The organism is Metasolibacillus sp. FSL K6-0083 (assembly GCF_038630865.1).
Classification (GTDB): Bacteria; Bacillota; Bacilli; order Bacillales_A; family Planococcaceae; genus Metasolibacillus; species Metasolibacillus fluoroglycofenilyticus.
In genome coordinates this window covers 3,313,680-3,334,027 of sequence record NZ_CP152046.1, presented here as the reverse complement: position 1 = coordinate 3,334,027, position 20,348 = coordinate 3,313,680, and the positions used below count along the sequence as shown (strand labels likewise).

Below are 20,348 nucleotides of genomic sequence, written 5' to 3'. Positions count from 1 at the left end.
ATTCTATTTCACCTTCATTGTACAGAAAATTCTGTAACTATTATTCTACAAAAAAATACGAAATCCTTTTTAGAATTTCGTGCTCCGTGCAAATCCCTATAATTGCGAGGTATATACATACTCCACTTACTATATATCATCCTTAAAACGAAAATTCGTGTAAGGTTTTTCTCACACGAATTTTATATCTAGCTATATGCTATGTAGCTATTATTCAAGTTTTTGCACTTGAAACAAACTATAATAAGCGCCCTGCTGCTGCATCAATTGCTCATGATTACCTTCTTCGACAAGTTGTCCATGCTCAATAACGAAAATTTTATTTGCATGTGTAATTGTTGAAAGGCGATGAGCGATAATAATCGTTGTGCGATTATGTGCTAGACGCTCTAGCGATTCTTGGATTAATGCTTCACTTTCTAAGTCAAGCGCGGATGTCGCCTCATCCAATATAAGAATCGGAGGGTTTTTCAAAAATACACGAGCAATGGCAATACGTTGCTTCTGCCCACCAGATAGCTTGACGCCGCGCTCACCGACTTGCGTATCATAGCCATTTGGCAAATTCATGATGAAGTCATGAGCGTTTGCCGCCTGAGCTGCCGCAATAATTTCTTCCTCTGTAGCATCTGGTTTCCCCATTAAAATGTTATGCTTAACAGAGTCGCTGAATAAAATATTATCCTGCAATACAATACCAATTTGCGAGCGTAGTGATTCAAGTGTCACATCTTGCACATTCATACCATCGATTACTACAGCACCCGATTTCACATCGTAAAACCTTGGAATCAAGCTAACAATCGTTGATTTCCCTCCACCGCTCATTCCTACAAAGGCTGCTGTTTCACCAGCTTTAATTGTAAAATTGATATTTCGTAAAACGTTTTGCCCCTCATCTTCATAGCGGAAAATAACATCTTTAAATGCCACTTCCCCCGCTACCTTTTTTAAAGGCTGAGCGAGCTCTTTATCGACAATATCATATTTTTCATCAAACAATTCGAATACACGATCCATCGATGCAATCGATTGTGTTAATGTAGTTGAAGAGCTTACAAGTCGGCGCAACGGACCATATAGACGTTCAATATAAGCGATGAATGCGACCATCACACCGAGCGATAGGTTTTCATGTATTACTTGGTAGCCTGCATAAGCAATGACTAATAGCGGTGCAATATCTGTAATCGTATTAACGACTGCGAATGATTTTGCATTCCATTTTGAGTGGTCTAGCGCTTTATTTAAAAACTCTCCATTCGTCTCATCAAATATTTTTTGCTCATGGCGCTCTAAAGTAAAGCTTTTAATAATGCTAATTCCTGCTACACGTTCATGCAAATAACTTTGTACACCTGCTAGTGCCTGCGAACGTTTACGTGTTAAATCACGTAATTTACCGAAAAAGTATTTCACACTGAACGCATAAAGTGGGAAGGAAATAAGTGCGACTAATGTAAGCTTTACATCCATCGTTAGCATAATCGCTATGGCAATCAAAATCGTTACCAAGTCAAGCCATAAATTCATTAAGCCAATCATCACAAAGTTTTTTGTCTGCTCAACATCATTAATGACTCGCGAAATAACTTCCCCTGCTCGTGTATTTGAATAATACTTTAAGCTTAATTTTTGCAAATGTGTATACAATTCCTTACGAATATCAAATAACACCTTATTGCTAATATTTTGTGCAAAATATTGACGATAATATTCAATTGGTGGGCGAATAATAAAGAACACAATTAATGTTCCACCTAGCCAATAAACAAGCTGCTTCGTCATTTCCGCCCTTGTTAGTGTATCCGAGCCAATAATATCATCAATCACAATTTGTATAAGCAACGGAATGAATAATGGGATTGCAAATTTTAAAACACCAATAATAATTGTTAATATCAATTCCAAAGTATATGGCTTCACAAAGCGCATATATCTTTTCATACTGTCCAAGTGCTTCTCCACTTCCTTTTTAATACTTCGATTGTCTAAATATTGATTATAACAAATTTAAAAGAAAATCTGTATCTGGCGATTCGCTTTCAGTACTAAAAGACAATTGCTCCTGCGGTTGAAGATTTGCTGAATCAAGATAAAGTGAAATTTCTATCAGTGGGTGTTCTCCCCACTGATTGTTAGTTGAATCATTCGGGCTTTTACCGGCAGTTATTCTCCAACTTATTATTAACCCGATTTCACTCAAGTCTTGAAGTGGGAGGCTTACTGCCCGTTAATGCGGGATAAAATACAAACGAAACGTCCGAAAAGCAGTGCTTTAGCACGCTTTTCGGACGCCTATTATGACCTATTTTCCCCTTGAATTTCACGGTTTAGATGATAGCGATTTGTCCATACTTCGATAAAATCAGGTGCAAATGGACCTCTGCGCTGTTGAATCCAGCTTATTAGCTTGGCTACATTACGCTTTAAAATTTTATCAATTACTTCAGGATAAGCCATTGCTGTTTTATGCTCTTCATACTCGTCCTCATCTAGTAATGTGTATGACATATCCGGGAAAACCTTTACATCTAAATCGTAATCGATGTATTTAAGGGAATTGCTGTCATATACAAATGGTGAACTCATATTGCAATAATAGTACACACCATCTTCGCGTAGCATACAAATAATATTAAACCAATGCTCTGCATGAAAATAACAAATCGACGGCTCTCTCGTCAACCAAGTTCGCCCATCTGATTCTGTTACAAGGGTCTTTTCATTTGCGCCAATAACGACATTTTTAGTTCCCTTTAGCACCATCGTCTCTTGCCAGATACGATGAATGCGACCATTGTGTTTGTAGCTATGTATTTGTATCGTTTCTCCTTCTACTGGTAATGCCATATCAAAGCCCACCTTTTTGTCCACCATTAAGCAATTCTGTCTCGACTCCTACTGACTATTTTCTTCTGAATCGAGATAAATATTTATATTATAATGTAACATTCATATTTTATTATAGCAATCGTTCAGATAAACGTGTAGTGAGAAAACACAAAATTATTAAAAACAACAAATTGGCCAAACAAGCAAGAAGGGCGTCGGGAAAGTTTTGTTTTCCCGACACCCCTCTTTTATAACTATTTCGTTTCTTCGTTTTGGTTGCCAAAGCTTTTCTTCGGCTGCTGTTTACCAGCATATTGATTATTTTTTTCCATCTCGCGGAAATCTGGCTCTGTTGCAAACTCCTCGCGTTGTGTAGGGTTTTGATTTTGCCCTTGCTCATTGTTTTGACGATTGCGTTTCATCTTCAAATCACCTCCGTGCTCATTATTGTGCGCGCGATAAAGTGATTTATACATCCATTTTTGACCAAATTTTTAACATTGGGACGGGCATCGGCAAATTTGCTATTTGCTCCTTTGTAAACCACTCCCTATTTTCAGATAAAATAGCTGTTGCTACTGTGTAATAGCTATCGATATGCCATGTTAAATGTGAAAAAACATGCTTGAACTGGAGTATAAGCTTTTGTTCACCTATTTCCACCCCATATTTTTCTGTTATATTTTCTTTACCTCGCTCCAACATCGGAAATTGCCACATATCAGCAAGTAATCCCTTTTCTGGTCGCCTCTCTAATAAATAGCTACCCTCATTGTTTTCAATAACAATTACATCATAATTAAGTTCTTTCATTTTCACTTTCTTCGTTTTCACAGGCAGCTCCGCTGCATCACCTGCTTCAAATGCTATACAATATTCGCGTACAGGGCATAATAAGCATTTAGGAGAAGTCGGTGTACAAATTAATGCGCCTAGCTCCATCAATCCTTGATTAAAGGAAGATGCATTTTCTGGGTCAATTAAAAAATCAACTGCCTCCTCAAAGACTTTGCGCGTTTTTTGTAAAGCGATATCCTCTTTTATATGTAATACCCTGCTTAAAACACGCATTACATTACCGTCGACTGCATGTTCTGGCTTGCCATAAGCAATACTAAGAATGGCACCTGCTGTATAAGGACCAACACCTTTTAGCTTGGAAATATCTGCTCGGTTATCGGGTACAACGCTATTATAAGTTTCAACAACTTCACGTACACCTGCCTGTAAATTGCGAGCACGTGAGTAATAACCTAGCCCTTCCCACATTTTTAAAAGCTCCTGCTCGGGTGCATAGGCAAGCGTCTCGGCAGTTGGAAAGCGCTCAATAAAACGATTGTAATAAGGAATAACGGTATCTACACGTGTTTGTTGTAGCATGACCTCTGATACCCATATATGGTAAGGCTCTGTCGTCTGTCGCCAAGGTAAGTCTCTTTTTTCTTTATTAAACCATTCGACTAAGGCGTGTCGAAATTGTTGCTTATATTCGTAATTCACAGTTTCCTCCGCTTATTTTAGATTTTCTTTCATTGAAAAAGGGTATATGATAGAAGTAATAAGATGTCCTTAGATAAAGTGAAACTTCAATCAGTGGAGGTTTTCCTCATCCCACTGATTGTTAGTTGAACCAATCGGGCTTTTACGGGCAGTTGATCTCTCACTTATCCTTAAGCCGATTTTCACTTAAGTCTTGAAGTGGGAGTTTTACTGCCCGTTAATGCGGAATAAAAGGAGATGATAAATTTTGGATTCTGGTACACATTTAGTTATGGGCATTGCACTTGGCGGCTTAGCGCTAGCTGACCCCGTCGTTGCAAACCATTCCATCACATTTACTGCAGTAATGGTAGGTACAATTATTGGTTCACAAGCACCCGATATTGATACTGTGTTAAAAATGCGTAATAACGCTATATATATACGTCATCATCGAGGAATTACTCATTCTATTCCCGCTACTTTATTATGGCCTCTCCTCATAACGGCTATTTTATCGTTAATTTTCCAAGATGCCAACAGTTTTCACTTATGGCTCTGGATTCAACTTGCTGTCTTTCTTCATGTTTTCGTTGATATTTTTAACGCTTACGGCACACAAGCATTACGCCCATTCTCGAAAAAATGGGTGGCATTAGGTGTTATCAACACATTTGACCCATTTATTTTTACAATTCATTGTATTGGTCTTTTACTATGGGCCTTCGGGGCAAATCCAGTTTTAATGTTCAGCATTATGTACTTTATTATTTTTCTATACTATATTCTACGCTTTTTCGTGCAAAATGCTGTTAAAAAAGCAGTCCATGCGACAATTCAGGATGAGGAATTTGTTATTGTTGCACCGACAATGCGCTTTTTCAATTGGCGCGTAGCAGCCGCCTCTAAAACGCATTATTATGTAGGAAAAGCTTACGGACGAACAGTCAATATTTATGACAAATTCGAAATTCACCCACTACCTAAAACGCCGCTTATAGAAAAAGCTTTGAGCGATTCAAATTTAGCAGCCTTTGTCTCTTTCTCTCCTCTTTATCGCTGGGAGATTTCCGAGCTTGACAATGACTTAACAGAGGTTCGTCTAATTGACTTGCGCTATCGCAGCAATAATCGTTATCCATTTGTTGCTGTAGCACACTTAAATGATGATTTAGACATCATCACATCATATACTGGATGGATTTTCACAGAGGATAAGCTGCAAAGGAAGCTACAAATTGGGGCAAGTGATTAAAGGTGTTCGAAAAGTCGTGCAGTTGTCGGCTTCTCGAACACTGTCGGTAGTGCTTTGAGAAACTGTTTGCTTATTAAAGTGGAGAGAGCTTTCTTTGAAAATAAAAGAAACATAGGGACTAGCGATGTTTCTCCTGTTGTTAAAGTGAGAGTCTAGAACAATTTGTTTTGATAGTGTACAGTGTCTCCTTTTTTCACTTAGGGGAAATGCCAATAATACAATTTTGTAGCAAAGCATTGCAAAAAAATTTTTATCTCTCCCCTTTTACTAAGGAAAACACTGCAAAAGTCTGGTTCCTCTCTTTTCCAAAGAAATCACTCGCTATTTTCAAAACCAAACATTTTACAAAAACACTACCGCTAGCGGCCCAAATGCCGTGTAGTTGCCGGCATTTGGGTCACCCTTACTCATCACTATTATTTAATAAATGTGCATATTTTGGATTTTTGCCCGCAAATTCATGTAGCTTGTCACCGTAGCTCTCTATTAGTTGCTTTACAAGGTTTGCCGTATAGTCGGCTCCCCGAAACGCATAACCCGCTTTTGCGGAAGTTGCCTCAAAATCACTCCACAGCAACTCGACCCATGTGCGTGCACGCCCTTTTGATAGTGCTGGATTTTTTTTCAGCAAATGCGCTGTTAACTTTTCAATATGCTGCTCCATGTTATTTCCCTACCTTCATCGGCAATAACATGGCTACAGGCAACGCTTCCTCATAGCGCTCACTGCCTAGACGATGCCCCCAAGCAAAGCGTCCTTTTAAGCGGTCAACTTTAAAAAACTCTCCCGGCGCACCGTCAATACGGTACATTTCACCGAGCACGATTTTATCTAAATCCACTAAATAAGATGCTGCCATAATTGCTTTTCGGTCATAAACGGCAAACTCATTCATAATGCCTAGCTGCTCTGCCTTGCGTGCCTTTTCTCTCAATGCCGCAATTTCTACTCGCAACTCCTGCCCTGTCATAGCTGCATAATTTTTTTCCATTACTCTTCATACTCCTTATGATTTATATAGCTATTAATAATTTCAATTGGAAAGCCTTTTTGATAAAGTGCCTGCTTCACTTTCATATGTAGCTCAATGCCTTGCAGCTTCGCTGCATATTTACGCCAAATTTTATCGCCCTGCTCTTCAATTAAATGCTGCCACTCCTCATCTTGTCGCTCAATCGTTATTTGTTCAAGCACTTCTTGTACAATTGTAAACGAATATCCTTTGCGTACAAGTACATCTTGTATTTTTTGCTTTATTTGAGCTGGCGTTCGCCCTTTGCCTCCACGTACTTCCTTTTCTGCTAGCTGTAGGGCAAGTTGTAGCTGGTCCTCATGTGTAAACGTTTGTAACACCTGCTCTTGAAGCTTTTTATCAATCCCTTTTTTCATTAAATCCTGCTTGATTGCACGTGGCCCCTTACTTGCTGTTTTTTTCTTCGTTTCTAGCAAGGCTTTCGAATAGGTTTCATCGTTTAAAAACCCTAGCCGCTCTAACTTGCGAACAGCTTCTAAAACAACAGCCTCCCCATGCCCTGCATCAAGCAATTTTTTTTTCACTTCATATTCGCTACGCATTTGAAAGCTTAAAAAATGCAATGCCTTGCTAAACGCCTTAGCAATTTCATCCTCATACGTAATTTCATCTATATCAAATTGCTCAAGCACCTTGCCTTTTGTCAATCCAAATTGAATTAGCGTTCCTTCGTCTACGGCAAAGGCATATTTTTCATTCAAATAAATATTATAGCGCTCTGCATTGTTTTTTTGACGCCCTATTTTCGTAATAACAAACATGCCTTCTTTCCTTTCTTCTACGAATTATCTTTAGTATACAGGTTTTTTTGCAACCTTTCACGAATACAGTATGAAAGGCAAAAGGAGGAGATTACGATGAAAATTGCAATTGCAGGTGGTACAGGCTTAGTTGGTCATACACTTACAACTTTGCTACAACAACAAGGGCATGAAGTCATCATTTTAACTCGTGGACAGCCAAAGCTTGAAAAGGGCGTACACTATGTTCAATGGTTAAATGGTGTATTGCCCCTTGAGCAACTTGAAGGCATTGAGGCATTTGTCAATTTAGCAGGTGTTTCTCTAAATGATGGACGTTGGACCGCTGAACAAAAAGAAGCAATTTATAATAGCCGCATGACCGCTACCGAAGAAATGCTACGCATTGTGACGCAGCTAGGAGCACCTCCTCAAGTTATTGTAAATGCGAGCGCTGTCGGTATCTATCCTATTTCTACAACGGCTACATATAATGAAACATCAACACAACGGGCACAGGATTTTTTAGGAAAAACAGTGACAGATTGGGAACAGAAGGCACTTCTTGCAAAACAATTAGGTATTCGCACATGTTTAGCTCGTTTTGGTGTTATTTTAGATAAAACCGCCGGTGCACTGCCATTAGTCGTTATGCCTTATAAAATGTTTGTTGGTGGTACGATTGGTTCTGGCAAGCAATGGCTGTCATGGATTCATGTCAATGATGTGGCACGAGCTATTTTATATTTAATTGAAACATCTTCACTTGAAGGTCCGATTAATTTTACAGCACCACATGCACAGCGGATGAAAAGCTTTGGAAAAACAGTAGGACGCGTTTTAAATAGACCGCATTGGTTACCTGTGCCAAGCTTTGCACTCCAACTTGCACTTGGTGAAAAAAGTGTGCTCGTCCTAGAAGGTCAACATGTTGTGCCCGATAAGCTAGTTGCAGCAGGCTTTACTTTCCAATTCCCTACACTTGAACAAGCACTTCGTGATTTGTATAAGTCTTAGCTTTTTGTGCAACCTACTTAGAAAGTGAAACTTCAATCAGCACTACTGATTGTTAGTTCGGGCATTTACAGGCTATTAGCGCACAGCCTGTAAATGCTACATTGAAAAGGGAGGCTTGCACGAATATGTGGAAACATCATTTTTTAGGCATCATGCTTATTTGCGCAACAATCGTTACATTTATGCTATCAACAAACTCTACTGCACAGGCAGCTGAATATCATTGGGGCTTTAAGCGTTCAACAAATAACGAGCCCGCACAGGCTGGCGCACAGCTCGATGCACTGCTTGACAAATATGGGGCTATTTACAAAGGAAAGCCTGACGAAAAAATTGCTTATTTAAGCTTTGATAACGGCTACGAAAACGGCTTTACTGAAAGTATTTTAGACACATTAGCTACCGAAAATGTCCCAGCAACCTTTTTCTTAACAGGGCATTATTTAACGAGCGCCACGGATTTAGTAAAACGCATGGTGGCGGATGGTCATACAATTGGCAATCATTCTTATGGACATCCAAATATGGCACGACTTTCTGATAGCGAAATGGTCGCTGAATGGCAAAAGTTTGATCAGAAGTTAAAGGAGCTAACAGGTATTGAACGTACTTATTATGCCCGACCACCAGAAGGAATATTTAATGAACAGCTATTAAAGGTAGGCAATGAGTATGGCTATCGTCATATTTTTTGGTCTGTTGCCTTTAAGGATTGGCTGAAGGATGAGCGCCGCGGCTATAAATATGCCTATGATGCCCTAATGCAGCAGCTACATCCTGGCGCAGTTATTTTAATGCATACAGTCGCACAGGATAATGCCGAGGCATTGCCCAAATTTATACAGGATGCAAAGGCTCAAGGCTACACATTTCAATCATTAGATGACCTCGTTCTTGAATATGAAGGTGTCACATTACCTTAATCTTTTTTTTTCATCCCACCATGCGTTATAATGGTGGGATGAACTCGTATAAGGATGTGAAAGCAATGAACCAAATAACAATGACACTCGGGCAAAAATTCCCTTTAACAATTAAAAGACTTGGCATTAATGGAGAGGGCGTTGGCTTTTTCAAGCGCAATGTTGTGTTTGTCAAAGGCGCATTACCTGGGGAAGAAGTAACGGTAAAAGTAACAAAGCTGCAACGCAATTTTGCCGAAGCGGAAGTTTTAGCAATTCGTAAAAAAAGCACTGATAGACAAGAGGCTCCTTGCCCTGTTTATGATGAATGTGGGGGCTGCCAGCTTCAGCATATGAATTATGAGGCACAGCTAAGAAATAAACGTGATATCGTCATACAAGCACTCGAAAAATATGTGCCGCAAGTAGCAGCAAACGCTATTATTCGCCCAACAATCGGTATGGATAACCCTTGGCATTACCGCAATAAAAGCCAATTTCAAGTGCGTAAAGAAGGCAAACGCGTATATGCTGGACTCTTCGCAGAAGGCTCCAACAAGCTCCTTAATATTAATGATTGCCTCGTGCAGCACCCTGCCACATCGAAAATTACGGTCGGCACTCGTAAAATTTTACAAAAGCTCGGCATCTCTATTTATGATGGCAAAACATTAAATGGATTAGTACGTACAATCGTTGTGCGTACAGGTATTCGAACAGGTGAAACACAAGTATGCCTTGTAACTACACGCAATGAGCTTCCACATAAAGCGGAATTAATCGAACGTATGAAAAAGCTAGATCCATCTATTGTATCAATTACTCAAAATATTAATCGTGAGAAAACATCACTTATTTTCGGGGATGAAACAATTATTTTAGATGGGAAAGGAACAATTCACGAGGAGCTTGGTGAATTAGCATTCGATTTATCTTCACGTGCCTTTTTCCAGCTTAATCCCAAGCAAACAGTGCACTTATATAATGAAATAAAAAAAGCAGCAGCACTAACTGGGAAAGAAACAATTGTCGACGCTTACTGCGGTGTCGGTACGATTGGCTTATGGCTAGCACGTGATGCAAAGGAAGTACGCGGCATGGATATCGTACCAGAGAGCATAACTGACGCAAAGCGCAACGCCCGTAATCACGGCTTCAAACACGCGCGTTATTATGTAGGTAAAGCAGAAGACTTGCTTGCCCGCTGGCGTCGCGAAGGCTTCACGCCAGATGTTATTACAGTAGACCCACCGCGTACAGGGTTGGACGCAAGCTTCATCCAATCTGTTTTAAAAATTAAGCCGAAGCGTCTTGTCTACACGTCTTGCAACCCTTCCACATTAGCGAAGGACTTACAGCAATTAACGAAGCTGTATAAGGTGGAATATTTGCAGCCTGTTGATATGTTCCCACAGACTGCACAAGTTGAGGTTGTTTGTAACATGGAATTACGCAAGTAAAATAAAATGTATGTTGCAAAGTGGCTGTCCAAAAAGCCGTGCATAGCCAGCATTTTAGACAGTAGCGATGATGTTTCGCAAAATGTTGATTCCTATAAAGTGAACCTCCAATCAGTTGGGGTTTTCGCACATCCCCACTGATTGGTGATAGAGGTACACAAGCGTTTTCGCATCCTGCGAAAACGCTTGTGTGACCAACATCGTGTTGGCCTCATTCTTAGTTTTTACAGGCTGTTTGATTCCCCACTTAAACATCTTGATTTTATCTGCTATTTTGAAGTGGGGGTCTGTGCTCCTGCGGTTACTCGTCGCAAACAAATTTGTTAATACGGGATAAACAGAGAACGCCTCTTTTAAAAATTTGATGAACATTCGCTTTAGCAGCGCTATCCTTCAGTAAAAGGGAAGCGATGAAAACATTGATTTCAATGCGGTGTCAAAATAAAATAGGCTTCTTGGACAACTCCTTGTTATATGGAATTTGAGTAAAATATAATATAATGTAATTGCTTAAACTGATTAATATTTTTAATTAATAAACTAGGTCAAGTAATGCTTCATGTAAATAACCAAGATAGTTGGATAGAGAGGGGAGGCAGAGTTGATTCTGCGAAAACATATATGAAAAATAGACATATTTTCATAATGATAGGATTATTTATACTCATATTATCAGGCTCTCGTATTTTATGGGAGGCTACGTTTCAAAACCTCTCACATACGCAAATAGAGAATGGACAATTGGATTTGCTGGATTGGAATACGCAGGAGGAGGAAGTTCTGTTGCTTGACGGGGAGTGGGAGTTTTACCCGTCACAATGGTTGATAGATGATGAACCGCAAACTAATTCAAGCAATCAACAGAGGAAGCTTGTTCAAGTACCAGGTAGGTGGAATGAGGGCCTTTATGATGGAGCATCAACTCCTTATGGATATGGTTCCTATCGCTTACGTATAATTGTAAATCCGACTGAGAGGATGAATTACAGTCTATACGTACCAAGTGTACGTAGTTCTTCTGAATTATATATTAATGGGCGACACTTGGCCGGGTCAGGACAAGTAGGTAAAACTGAAGATGAATACAAAGCAAAAAATTTGCCCTATTCAGCAACCTTCACAGCAGATGAAAATGGTGTAATTGAAATTGTTATTCAAGCAGCAAATTTTAAAGATGTTCGACGAAGCGGTATGATTCGATCGATAAAATTTGGTTCAGAAGCGGCCATGTCTACTGAAAGAAACTTGTCTTTATCCATGCAAGTATTAGCTTCAGTAATATTCTTAATCCACTCGGTTTATGCCTTTGTTCTATATTTTTTAGGAAATCGTGAGAAAAAGCTGCTATCCTTTTCTTTGCTTTTGTTATGTATAACGTTAATGAATTTAATAAGCAATGATGAAAAATTATTTCACCTACTATTTAATGTTGGATATGAGTGGGATTTTCGTTTAGCAAATGTGACAATTCCGATTGCTTCCTTTGCGTTGTTACAGTGCATAGACCATTCTAAGCTGTCTTATAGGCGGATTATGACATACATATACTCGATTGTCTGCATCGGGATGGCCATCATTACTTTGTTTTCATCTCCGACTCAAATTATGATGTTGTTTCCTGTTTATTATCTATTGGCAGGATTTGCAGTTGCTGTCGCGCTATTTGCGATAATTAAAAAAATTTATATAGATATCACAGGTAACGTTTTATTATTACTTTCCTTTACAGCAGCCATTCACCATTTTATTTGGGGTATCTATTGGAGAGAAGCGGGCATAAGTATTGTTCATTACCCATTCGATTTGATTATTTCTATTGGTTGTTTTGCCTCCATTTGGTTCAAGGATTATCTTAAAATGCATGCTGAAACAGAGAAACTTGCATTAAGATTACAAAAAATGAATGAGCATAAAGACGAATTTTTAGCGAACACCTCCCATGAGTTTAAGAATCCACTTCATGGGATGATTAACATGTCTCAATCAATATTAAATAGAGAAAGACATCTATTAAAGAACAGAAGTGTCCATGAACTTGAAACAATTTTAGCGGTCGGTCGGCGGATGTCATTGTTATTAAATGATTTACTTGATGCCGCAAGCCTTAGGGAGGGGCATCCGCGTCTACAGAAAAAAAATATTACGATTCAGCCCATTGTCACTGGTGTAATCGACATGCTGCAATTCCTTGTTGAAGTCAAGCCAGTAAAAATTGTTAATCAAATTCCAGAGGATTTTCCACCTGTGATTGCAGACGAGAATCGGGTCAATCAAATTATCTATAATTTACTTCACAATGCTGTGAAATACACGAATGAAGGTGAAATTTGCATTCAAGCTAAGGTAGAGGATAAAAAAGCGTTTATTATGATATCCGACACAGGGATAGGAATGAACGAGAATTTTATGGAACGTTTGTTTCAACCTTATGAGCAAGCGGCAGATGAAGCAATGAATGAAGGCGGCCTTGGATTAGGTTTGAATATAAGTAAACAATTAGTTGAACTGCATGACGGACAACTAGAAGTATCGTCAACAATTGGAAAAGGGTCAAAGTTCACCTTCTCACTAAAGTTGGCCCCGTTGGATGAGTATGAAAAAAATAAAAATATTTCATCCATGAAAGGTCAGTACACCACATTTCAAAGAAAGTCTGAGAGTCATGTAATTGAAACTTCCATCGATTTGGCGAATCTAGAAACATCAGTTGCTACAGATCAAACGACATTAATGGAGGCAAAGTCCGCGCAGCCATCCATATTAATTGTTGATGATGATCCGATTAATCTACAAGTGCTTCAATCGATTTTATCAGTTGAACAATATGAAATCACTATCGCGACGAGTGGAAAAGAAGCTCTTGAGAAATTAGATGGAAAGGAATTTAGTTTAGTTATTTCTGATATCATGATGCCACAGATGTCTGGCTATGAGTTAACCAAGAAGATTCGTAATCGTTATTCACCTACAGAGCTCCCTATCTTACTACTTACCGCTAGGAGTGAGCCAAATAATATACAAGCTGGTTTTTTAGCTGGTGCTAACGATTATGTGACAAAGCCTGTTGAAATGTTGGAGTTTAGATCGAGAGTTAAGGCGCTCACAACTATAAAAAAAGTAGTTCGCGAACAATTACAATTAGAGGCTGCATGGTTACAAGCTCAAATTCAGCCCCACTTTCTATTCAATACATTAAATTCAGTCATTGCATTAAGTTCCACCGACTTAGATAAGATGAATGATATGCTAAATAATTTGAGCGATTTTTTAAGAAGCAAATTTCAATTTCAAAATATTGAAGGGTTAATCCCAATAGAAGAAGAATTAAATATTGTGCGATCTTATCTGAATATTGAACAAGTGCGTTTCGGCGATAGATTACAGGTTGTTTGGAAAATGGATGAATATAAAGATCTCAAGATTCCTTTCCTGACAATTCAACCCTTAGTAGAAAATGCCGTAAGACATGGAATTATGAAGCGTATCAGTGGAGGAAAAATCGTTATTAGAGTTTCTGTTCATGAAGATTATGTTGAGATTTCAATTGAAGATGATGGTGTTGGTATGGATGATACTCAATTACAAAGCTTATTGGAAAGAAAGAATGATAACCAGACGAGCATTGGTTTAATTAATACGAATCAACGATTAATGAGACTTTTTGGTACAGGTCTTCAAATTAAAAGTGCACCAAATCAAGGGACAGTAGTATCCTTTGTTGTGAAAATCTAGTGTCCGATGGTAATCAATCATATGCAACGATTCTTTTATACTTGAGTAACATGATGTATCTTTATTCAAAAAGATATTTGTATTGAAATGAATTATGTTCACATGCACGTATCAATTTAAAAGAAGAAGCAGGGATATAATTAGTTTCAGTCCATTCAAAAAAAAACGAAGTTGCGACATGCAATTTCGTTTTTTGTACTTTATATATAGAGGGATTATCCCTGTGTTGCCACATACACTTCACATATCGTGAAGTTGTCGCACGGTTAGATTAGTATAATTAAAAAGTGAGCTACACCTCAATTGTTAGACACATCTACCAATTCAAGATGCAATTCAAACAAACATCGCAACCTTCATTCCAAGGAACAAAATTTCATTTTACCTCACGATAAAGCGCATTGTCAATAATAAATTTGTGAATTTTTCAGAAAAATGTTATAATAATTTTACAATTGTTTTTTCAATCGTATTCCTAATTCCGCTGTACTTTTGTAGATAGAATTATGGATGCGTTTTTTTATATCTATTTTTTATGGAAGAAAAGTTCAAGCAATTGTATGGGTTTCAAAAGAAGTTAGTTGGATAAAATCACTAATTATTAACTAATAGTAACCGATTTTTTTATTCTATAAGGAGGGCTAAAATAATGAATCTAATCAATAAGAAAGTTACACACAAACGTTTTGGCACAGGGAGTATAGTTAAACATAATGACTCCACTATCGAAATACATTTCGCAACGGAAAGTAAAAAGTTCATTTTCCCTGATGTATTTGGAAAACACCTAAAACTGCATGATGAAAGTGCTGCTAATTCACTTGAAAAAATTATACAGCAAAGAGAAATAGAACAAAAAAAGGAAGAACAGAAGAAGGAAGAAGAAAAAAAACTTCAACGAAAAAAACAGGAGCTCCGCTTGGAATATGAAAAGCTTATGAATAACCATAAACTTCATCCCAAATCACAAATGGTTTTTTGGTGTGACATAGAAGAACAGAGTAGTTCTTTTTCAGAGTGGAAGGTTTTTTCGGGTGTAATAAAAAGCGGTACTAACAAAGGGAAACCAAACAAACCGATTCGCTTGCATCAAAATAGCGCTGTCCTGTTAACGGCAATAGATTCCAACATGCCTGAAAAAGACAGATGTATTTTAGGTGTCTATATGGTGAATGAAGATTTTATCGGTAAACTTTGTGAAGATGGCTATATTCCTGCTCATTCAAAATACAAACTCCAACTTACAGAACAAGAAGCAAATCAGATGCTATTTTGGAAATACTATGTAAACGAAAAATCTCCGCAGAATATGACATGGAAAACAGGCAAATACCGATATTTCGACAATTTATGGATGGCTCAAATTTTGCACGATATAGTCTCATTGAAAAGTGACCCAACGGAACGAGAGCTAGCACAACAGTTTTTAAAACACTTTTGTAAAATGAATCAGATAACAGAACAGGAGTTATCAAAACCTGATGGTGCATTAATGCGTATTTAGACGTTAGCCCAAAGATAATAAGAATAACAGGAAACTTTACTAATAGCAAACAGTGCTTGTCTCTGTTTGCTATTAAGTGTGTAAATAAACATTCAAGCGATAGTAACTGACACTATCCAGTAATATAAGTTAATATTTAAATTAAATTGTCCCCCCTCATATTGTATTACCATATCCCCTCTCGACATATGGAGTGTTTGGTGAAACTAATTAACAATTACGCCAAAGTTAACTGACCTCATCACGAAGGCTTCTGTACCTGTTGCCTTCCTATCGATACAAAATAATTTGCTCCTGCGGTTACTCATCGCACTATACCCTGCTGAAAGAAGTTAAAGCCTATCGTGTATTTTACTCTCCAAAATCTACTCCTTATATCGAAAATCTAACCACTTATCCGAAAATTTCGCATATGCAAATTTTTCTATGCTACATTAATTATAGCGAATTCGATTTGAGGTAATAAGGAGGCCCCCAATTGAAAATTCAATTAACAATTAACAGTGCCTTAGAACAAACAGAGATTCATATATATGCAAAGGAATATAATGAACAAATTGAACAGTTGATGAAGCAATTAAAAGCTGCCAATACTGTGCATGCAGGTGTAATTGATGGTTATTTACAGCAAGAAATTCATTTGCTCAAAATCACTGATATTTTTTCTATCTATGCCGAAGATTCGAAAATTTACTTGCAAACAGATGAGCAAGAATATGAAGCGAAGCGAAAATTATACGAGCTAGAAAAACAATTAGCGAAGGATTTTGTCAGAGTAAATAAATCGACACTCGTCAATATTCACAAAATTTCCTCAATCCAAATGGGTAAGATTGGAACAACCCAGCTTTTGCTCGAAAACGCTACGAGCATTCCTGTAAGCCGCAAATATTTAAAAGACTTGAAGCGCCATCTCGGCATTGGAAAGGATTGATAGAATGAAAATTTTACGCATGATTGTTATCGGCATACTGATTGCACTTAGTAGCTCTTATATTTTAGTAACAATTAGTGTACTTTCTGAATCAAACACGCTTATATCAGGTGAAGCACTACTTCAACAAATCATTATTGCTACAGTTTTAGGTGCTGCCATTGGACCGCTATCTCTGCTTTTTGAGGCTGAACGTATACCTTTTGCATTACAGCTTCTCTCTCACCTAATTGGCGTAACCCTTTTCGTAGTAGTTGCTGGTTATTTCGGTGAATGGTTTACTCATTTTGGAATCGTCAATGTACTCATCTCAGAGGCAATTATTTATTTTATCGTTTGGACGATGATGTATTTACTACAGAAGAAGGATATCGAACAAATTAATAAAATGATTCAAAAGCGAAGGGGGCAATGAAAGTGAAAACCGTTATCCAAGTTGAAAACTTACGTAAGTCCTATGCTAAAAAGGAAGCTGTAAAAGGCATTTCATTTTCGGTTGAACAAGGCACATTTTTCGCCTTTCTTGGTACAAATGGGGCGGGTAAATCAACAACAATTGAAATTTTATGTACCTTATTAAAAAAATCTAGTGGTGTAGTAACGATTAATGGTCATACTCTCGATAATAGCTCTAGCAATGCTGAAATTCGCAAGTCGATTGGTGTTGTCTTTCAACAAAGTCTGTTAGATGAGCGTTTGACAGTATATGAAAACCTAATGCATCGAGGAAAAATGTACGGACTGTCAAAAATACAGCTACTCGAAAACTATCAGTTTGTTTTGAATTACTTAAATTTAAAAGATATTGAAAAACAAAAATATGGCACATTATCTGGTGGGCAAAAAAGGCGAGTGGATATTGCGAAAGCACTCATCCACCGCCCTACTATTTTGTTTTTAGATGAGCCTACGACCGGACTTGACCCACAAACGCGCCAATTTGTCTGGCAAACAATTAAACAACTACAGGAACAAACTAATATGACTGTTTTTTTAACAACACATTATATGGAAGAGGCTGCAATGGCTCATAAAGTAATTGTGCTTAAACAAGGTGAAATTGTCGCTGAAGGGACTCCTGACGCTTTAAAAGTGAAATATGCCTATGACCAGCTCGCAATTTCCTTCCATGAATTTTCAGACGGGATGACATGGCTTAGAGAAAATAGTATTAGTTATATAGAAAAACAAGGCATTTTTACAATTCGAGTCCAATCTACATTAGATGCATTAGCATTATTAAATCGATTAGAGCCTCTCATTGCATCCTTTGAAGTAATAAAAGGTACGATGGACGATGTCTTTGTACGTATTATGGAACAGGAGGAACCTTATAATGGAAGCGCTATTAAGCCTAGTTGGACGTAATAATAAAGTATTTAGACGTGATAAAGCAGCCGTTTTTTTCTCATTATTATCAGTTATTATCGTTATTGGTCTTTACGCATTATTTTTACAAAAAACACAAATTGATTCACTTCAACAAACAACAGAAGCAACGCCCGAGCTTATTACAATGGTGAATGAATGGTTTGTAGCGGGACTGTTATCAATTATTGCGATTTCATCCACACTTGCAGCATTTGGGATTGCAATAAAGGATGTTGAATCAAAGGCAACAGCAGATTTTCTAACAGCACCTGTTTCCCGCGCGACAATTCAAATGAGCTATGTGCTCAATGCATTTATTATTGGCTTGTTTTTCACTTTCATTGCCTTTATCATTTGTGAGATATTTATTGTAGTCGCAGGCGGTACTTTGTTAAGCATCTCCTCTTTTCTAAAAGTTAGCGGACTATTAATTTTATCTGTCCTACTAGCTAGTATAATGAATTTTTTCTTTGTACTTTTTATTAACACTCAAAATTCCTTTGCAGCCTTGGGCACTATCATTGGGACACTTAGCGGTTTTTTATGCGGTGTCTATGTCCCCATTGGTGCACTACCAAGCTTTGCACAAAATATCATTATGTACTTCCCCGTTAGTCATACTACTTTACTATTGCGCAATGCCTTTATGGAAAACTCACTAATTAAAGTATTTGCAGAAGCACCTACTGAAGCAATAGAGCAGTACAAATTAATTTACGGCGTATCCTATGAACTGCATGGCACTGTGCTTAATCAATCAACAAGCTATATGATTATTATATTTACTACTATTATACTTACAGGGGTGTCTATTTCGATTTTTAAATTAAGGCATAAATAATCTAATTGCCATTACGGTTGGCGCTCTTTCCACACGCAAGAGCTCCAACTCATATTTCTGAACTTACTAAAAGTGCATTTATCCCCTACGCTTTTCCTGTCGGAAGATTTACTTTGCGACATGTAACCATATCACCTCCGCTTCAATAAGCTAAGAGATAACCTTGACAATCCCAATATTTATATAATTAATAGGCGTGATAAATAATCTGTATAAAATATAAAGGCCTAGCAAATCTCTAGCTTCCCTCTCATAATTCATGGTACTATTTTCCTCATACAAGGAAGGATGATTTACTTGAAATTTGATAAATGGACTAAACATATAATAGAAATAATCGGCTTCCCTTTTACATTAACTAATAAATACATTAATAGAAAAAGACAAATAAATGAAATCGGTCAGCGAATTAAAGTTGAGGATAAATTCATACACGCAATCGTTTACGGTAAAAGCGATGCTTCTTACACTGTAATATTGGACGCTGGACTAAGCTGCTGTTCTTTAGATTGGCATTATATTCAGCCACAGCTATCTGATTTTGCAAAGGTTCTCTCATTTGATAGAGCAGGCTACGGCTGGAGTTCGACAGTAAACACACCGTATACTAGTGAAGATGTTGTAGCCGATTTAATACATATACTTAAGGAATTACAGCTAAAGCCTCCATACATTTTAGTTGGGCATTCCTTTGGTGGATTAAATATGAGATTATTTGCAAGTAAGTATCCAGAGCAAGTTGCCGCATTAATTCTTATTGATGCTATACATGAAAAAAGATACTTAAGCAATGAATGGGACAGCGTTCGTAAGAAATCACACAAAAAGAATCTTAATTTATTTAGATTCGGTTACTTAACCTCTGGAATAGGTCTCCCAAAGCTGTTAAAGCAACCTGTCGGACGCAAATATCTTCCAGAGCCTTATCAAAAATACATCGACTACATAGGGTACCACCCTAAATCATACGAGGCTGTGTATAAGGAATTTTTATATAGTGAGGAATCGGCTTTACAAGTCAAAAGCTCAAAAGCTTTGAGCACAGACTTACCAGTAGTTATTTTGTCTTCAAATAATGCAGACCCTACTTGGGTTGAACACCAAGGCTTGTTAAGTCAGCTAACTCAAAATACAAGACAAATAAAAACAAATCATCAACATTCGATTCATCTAGAAAATCCAGATTTAATCATTGAAACGATTAAAGAACTTATGAATTAAAAAGCTAGCCTCGCCTATTAAGC

The 20,348-nt window shown here is 37.7% G+C and carries 19 protein-coding genes; 11 read left to right on the top strand and 8 right to left on the bottom strand.

Annotation, left to right across the window (positions count from 1 at the left end; translation table 11 throughout):
* Positions 1-210: 210 nt before the first annotated feature.
* From MHB51_RS15535 to mutY, 4 genes are all read right to left on the bottom strand, one after another.
* A complete protein-coding gene (locus MHB51_RS15535; protein WP_342558534.1) occupies positions 211-1,956 on the bottom strand; it encodes an ABC transporter ATP-binding protein in 1,746 nt (581 codons plus the stop codon).
* Positions 1,957-2,301: 345 nt separating this feature from the next.
* Positions 2,302-2,853: a DUF402 domain-containing protein gene (locus tag MHB51_RS15530; protein WP_066164901.1), complete on the bottom strand. Its 552-nt coding sequence runs from the start codon at positions 2,851-2,853 to the stop codon at positions 2,302-2,304.
* 236 nt (positions 2,854-3,089) lie between these two features.
* A complete protein-coding gene (locus MHB51_RS15525; RefSeq protein WP_161485065.1) occupies positions 3,090-3,257 on the bottom strand; it encodes a hypothetical protein in 168 nt (55 codons plus the stop codon).
* Positions 3,258-3,303: 46 nt separating this feature from the next.
* On the bottom strand, positions 3,304-4,335 hold the full coding sequence (gene mutY / locus MHB51_RS15520; RefSeq protein ID WP_342558533.1) for an A/G-specific adenine glycosylase: 1,032 nt from the start codon (positions 4,333-4,335) through the stop codon (positions 3,304-3,306).
* A gap of 247 nt (positions 4,336-4,582) precedes the next feature.
* Here mutY and MHB51_RS15515 point away from each other — a divergent pair, with 247 nt between their 5' ends.
* On the top strand, positions 4,583-5,569 hold the full coding sequence (locus MHB51_RS15515; RefSeq protein ID WP_066164892.1) for a metal-dependent hydrolase: 987 nt from the start codon (positions 4,583-4,585) through the stop codon (positions 5,567-5,569).
* A 403-nt stretch (positions 5,570-5,972) separates the two neighbouring features.
* Here the strand turns inward: MHB51_RS15515 and MHB51_RS15510 are convergent, their stop codons facing one another.
* The 3 genes from MHB51_RS15510 to recX are packed head-to-tail and all read right to left on the bottom strand — an operon-like array spanning position 5,973 to position 7,364.
* Positions 5,973-6,233, bottom strand: coding sequence for a YfhJ family protein (locus MHB51_RS15510; RefSeq protein WP_066164889.1), 261 nt, complete (start codon positions 6,231-6,233; stop codon positions 5,973-5,975).
* A 1-nt stretch (position 6,234) separates the two neighbouring features.
* Positions 6,235-6,561 (bottom strand): YfhH family protein, encoded by a 327-nt coding sequence (locus tag MHB51_RS15505; protein ID WP_342558532.1) that lies wholly within the window; start codon positions 6,559-6,561, stop codon positions 6,235-6,237.
* Complete coding sequence (gene recX, locus MHB51_RS15500) at positions 6,561-7,364, bottom strand: recombination regulator RecX (RefSeq protein WP_066164883.1); 804 nt, start codon at positions 7,362-7,364, stop codon at positions 6,561-6,563. Before recX ends, MHB51_RS15505 begins: the two co-directional genes overlap by 1 nt.
* 96 nt (positions 7,365-7,460) lie before the next feature.
* Between recX and MHB51_RS15495 the strand changes: the two genes are divergently transcribed.
* The 3 genes from MHB51_RS15495 (at position 7,461) to rlmD (ending at position 10,722) form a co-directional block, all read left to right on the top strand.
* A complete protein-coding gene (locus tag MHB51_RS15495; protein ID WP_342558531.1) occupies positions 7,461-8,360 on the top strand; it encodes a TIGR01777 family oxidoreductase in 900 nt (299 codons plus the stop codon).
* Positions 8,361-8,485: 125 nt separating this feature from the next.
* Positions 8,486-9,283: a polysaccharide deacetylase family protein gene (locus tag MHB51_RS15490; protein ID WP_066164877.1), complete on the top strand. Its 798-nt coding sequence runs from the start codon at positions 8,486-8,488 to the stop codon at positions 9,281-9,283.
* 65 nt (positions 9,284-9,348) lie between these two features.
* Positions 9,349-10,722, top strand: a complete 1,374-nt coding sequence (rlmD, locus tag MHB51_RS15485) for a 23S rRNA (uracil(1939)-C(5))-methyltransferase RlmD (protein ID WP_342558530.1) — start codon at positions 9,349-9,351, stop codon at positions 10,720-10,722.
* Positions 10,723-10,833: 111 nt separating this feature from the next.
* Here the strand turns inward: rlmD and MHB51_RS15480 are convergent, their stop codons facing one another.
* Positions 10,834-11,094 (bottom strand): hypothetical protein, encoded by a 261-nt coding sequence (locus tag MHB51_RS15480; RefSeq protein ID WP_107943662.1) that lies wholly within the window; start codon positions 11,092-11,094, stop codon positions 10,834-10,836.
* A gap of 273 nt (positions 11,095-11,367) precedes the next feature.
* On the opposite strand from MHB51_RS15480, the gene MHB51_RS15475 reads away from it, so the two are divergent.
* The 7 genes from MHB51_RS15475 to MHB51_RS15445 all read left to right on the top strand — a co-directional run bounded on the left by MHB51_RS15475 (position 11,368) and on the right by MHB51_RS15445 (position 20,325).
* Positions 11,368-14,454 carry an ATP-binding protein gene (locus MHB51_RS15475; protein ID WP_342558529.1) on the top strand — a complete coding sequence of 1,029 codons (3,087 nt, stop codon included), beginning with the start codon at positions 11,368-11,370 and terminating at the stop codon, positions 14,452-14,454.
* 649 nt (positions 14,455-15,103) lie between these two features.
* Positions 15,104-15,958, top strand: coding sequence for a malate synthase (locus MHB51_RS15470; protein WP_342558528.1), 855 nt, complete (start codon positions 15,104-15,106; stop codon positions 15,956-15,958).
* 478 nt (positions 15,959-16,436) lie between these two features.
* The gene (locus MHB51_RS15465; protein WP_107943659.1) at positions 16,437-16,892 is read left to right on the top strand and encodes a LytTR family DNA-binding domain-containing protein; all 456 of its coding nucleotides are present in this window, start codon (positions 16,437-16,439) and stop codon (positions 16,890-16,892) included.
* Positions 16,893-16,896: 4 nt separating this feature from the next.
* Positions 16,897-17,307 (top strand): DUF3021 domain-containing protein, encoded by a 411-nt coding sequence (locus MHB51_RS15460; protein WP_342558527.1) that lies wholly within the window; start codon positions 16,897-16,899, stop codon positions 17,305-17,307.
* Positions 17,304-18,260 carry an ABC transporter ATP-binding protein gene (locus MHB51_RS15455; RefSeq protein WP_201261967.1) on the top strand — a complete coding sequence of 319 codons (957 nt, stop codon included), beginning with the start codon at positions 17,304-17,306 and terminating at the stop codon, positions 18,258-18,260. Before MHB51_RS15460 ends, MHB51_RS15455 begins: the two co-directional genes overlap by 4 nt.
* Entirely contained in the window at positions 18,229-19,104 is an 876-nt protein-coding gene (locus MHB51_RS15450; RefSeq protein ID WP_342558526.1) for an ABC transporter permease, read from the top strand. Before MHB51_RS15455 ends, MHB51_RS15450 begins: the two co-directional genes overlap by 32 nt.
* Positions 19,105-19,401: 297 nt before the next feature.
* Entirely contained in the window at positions 19,402-20,325 is a 924-nt protein-coding gene (locus MHB51_RS15445; RefSeq protein WP_342558525.1) for an alpha/beta hydrolase, read from the top strand.
* The last annotated feature ends 23 nt before the right edge of the window (positions 20,326-20,348 follow it).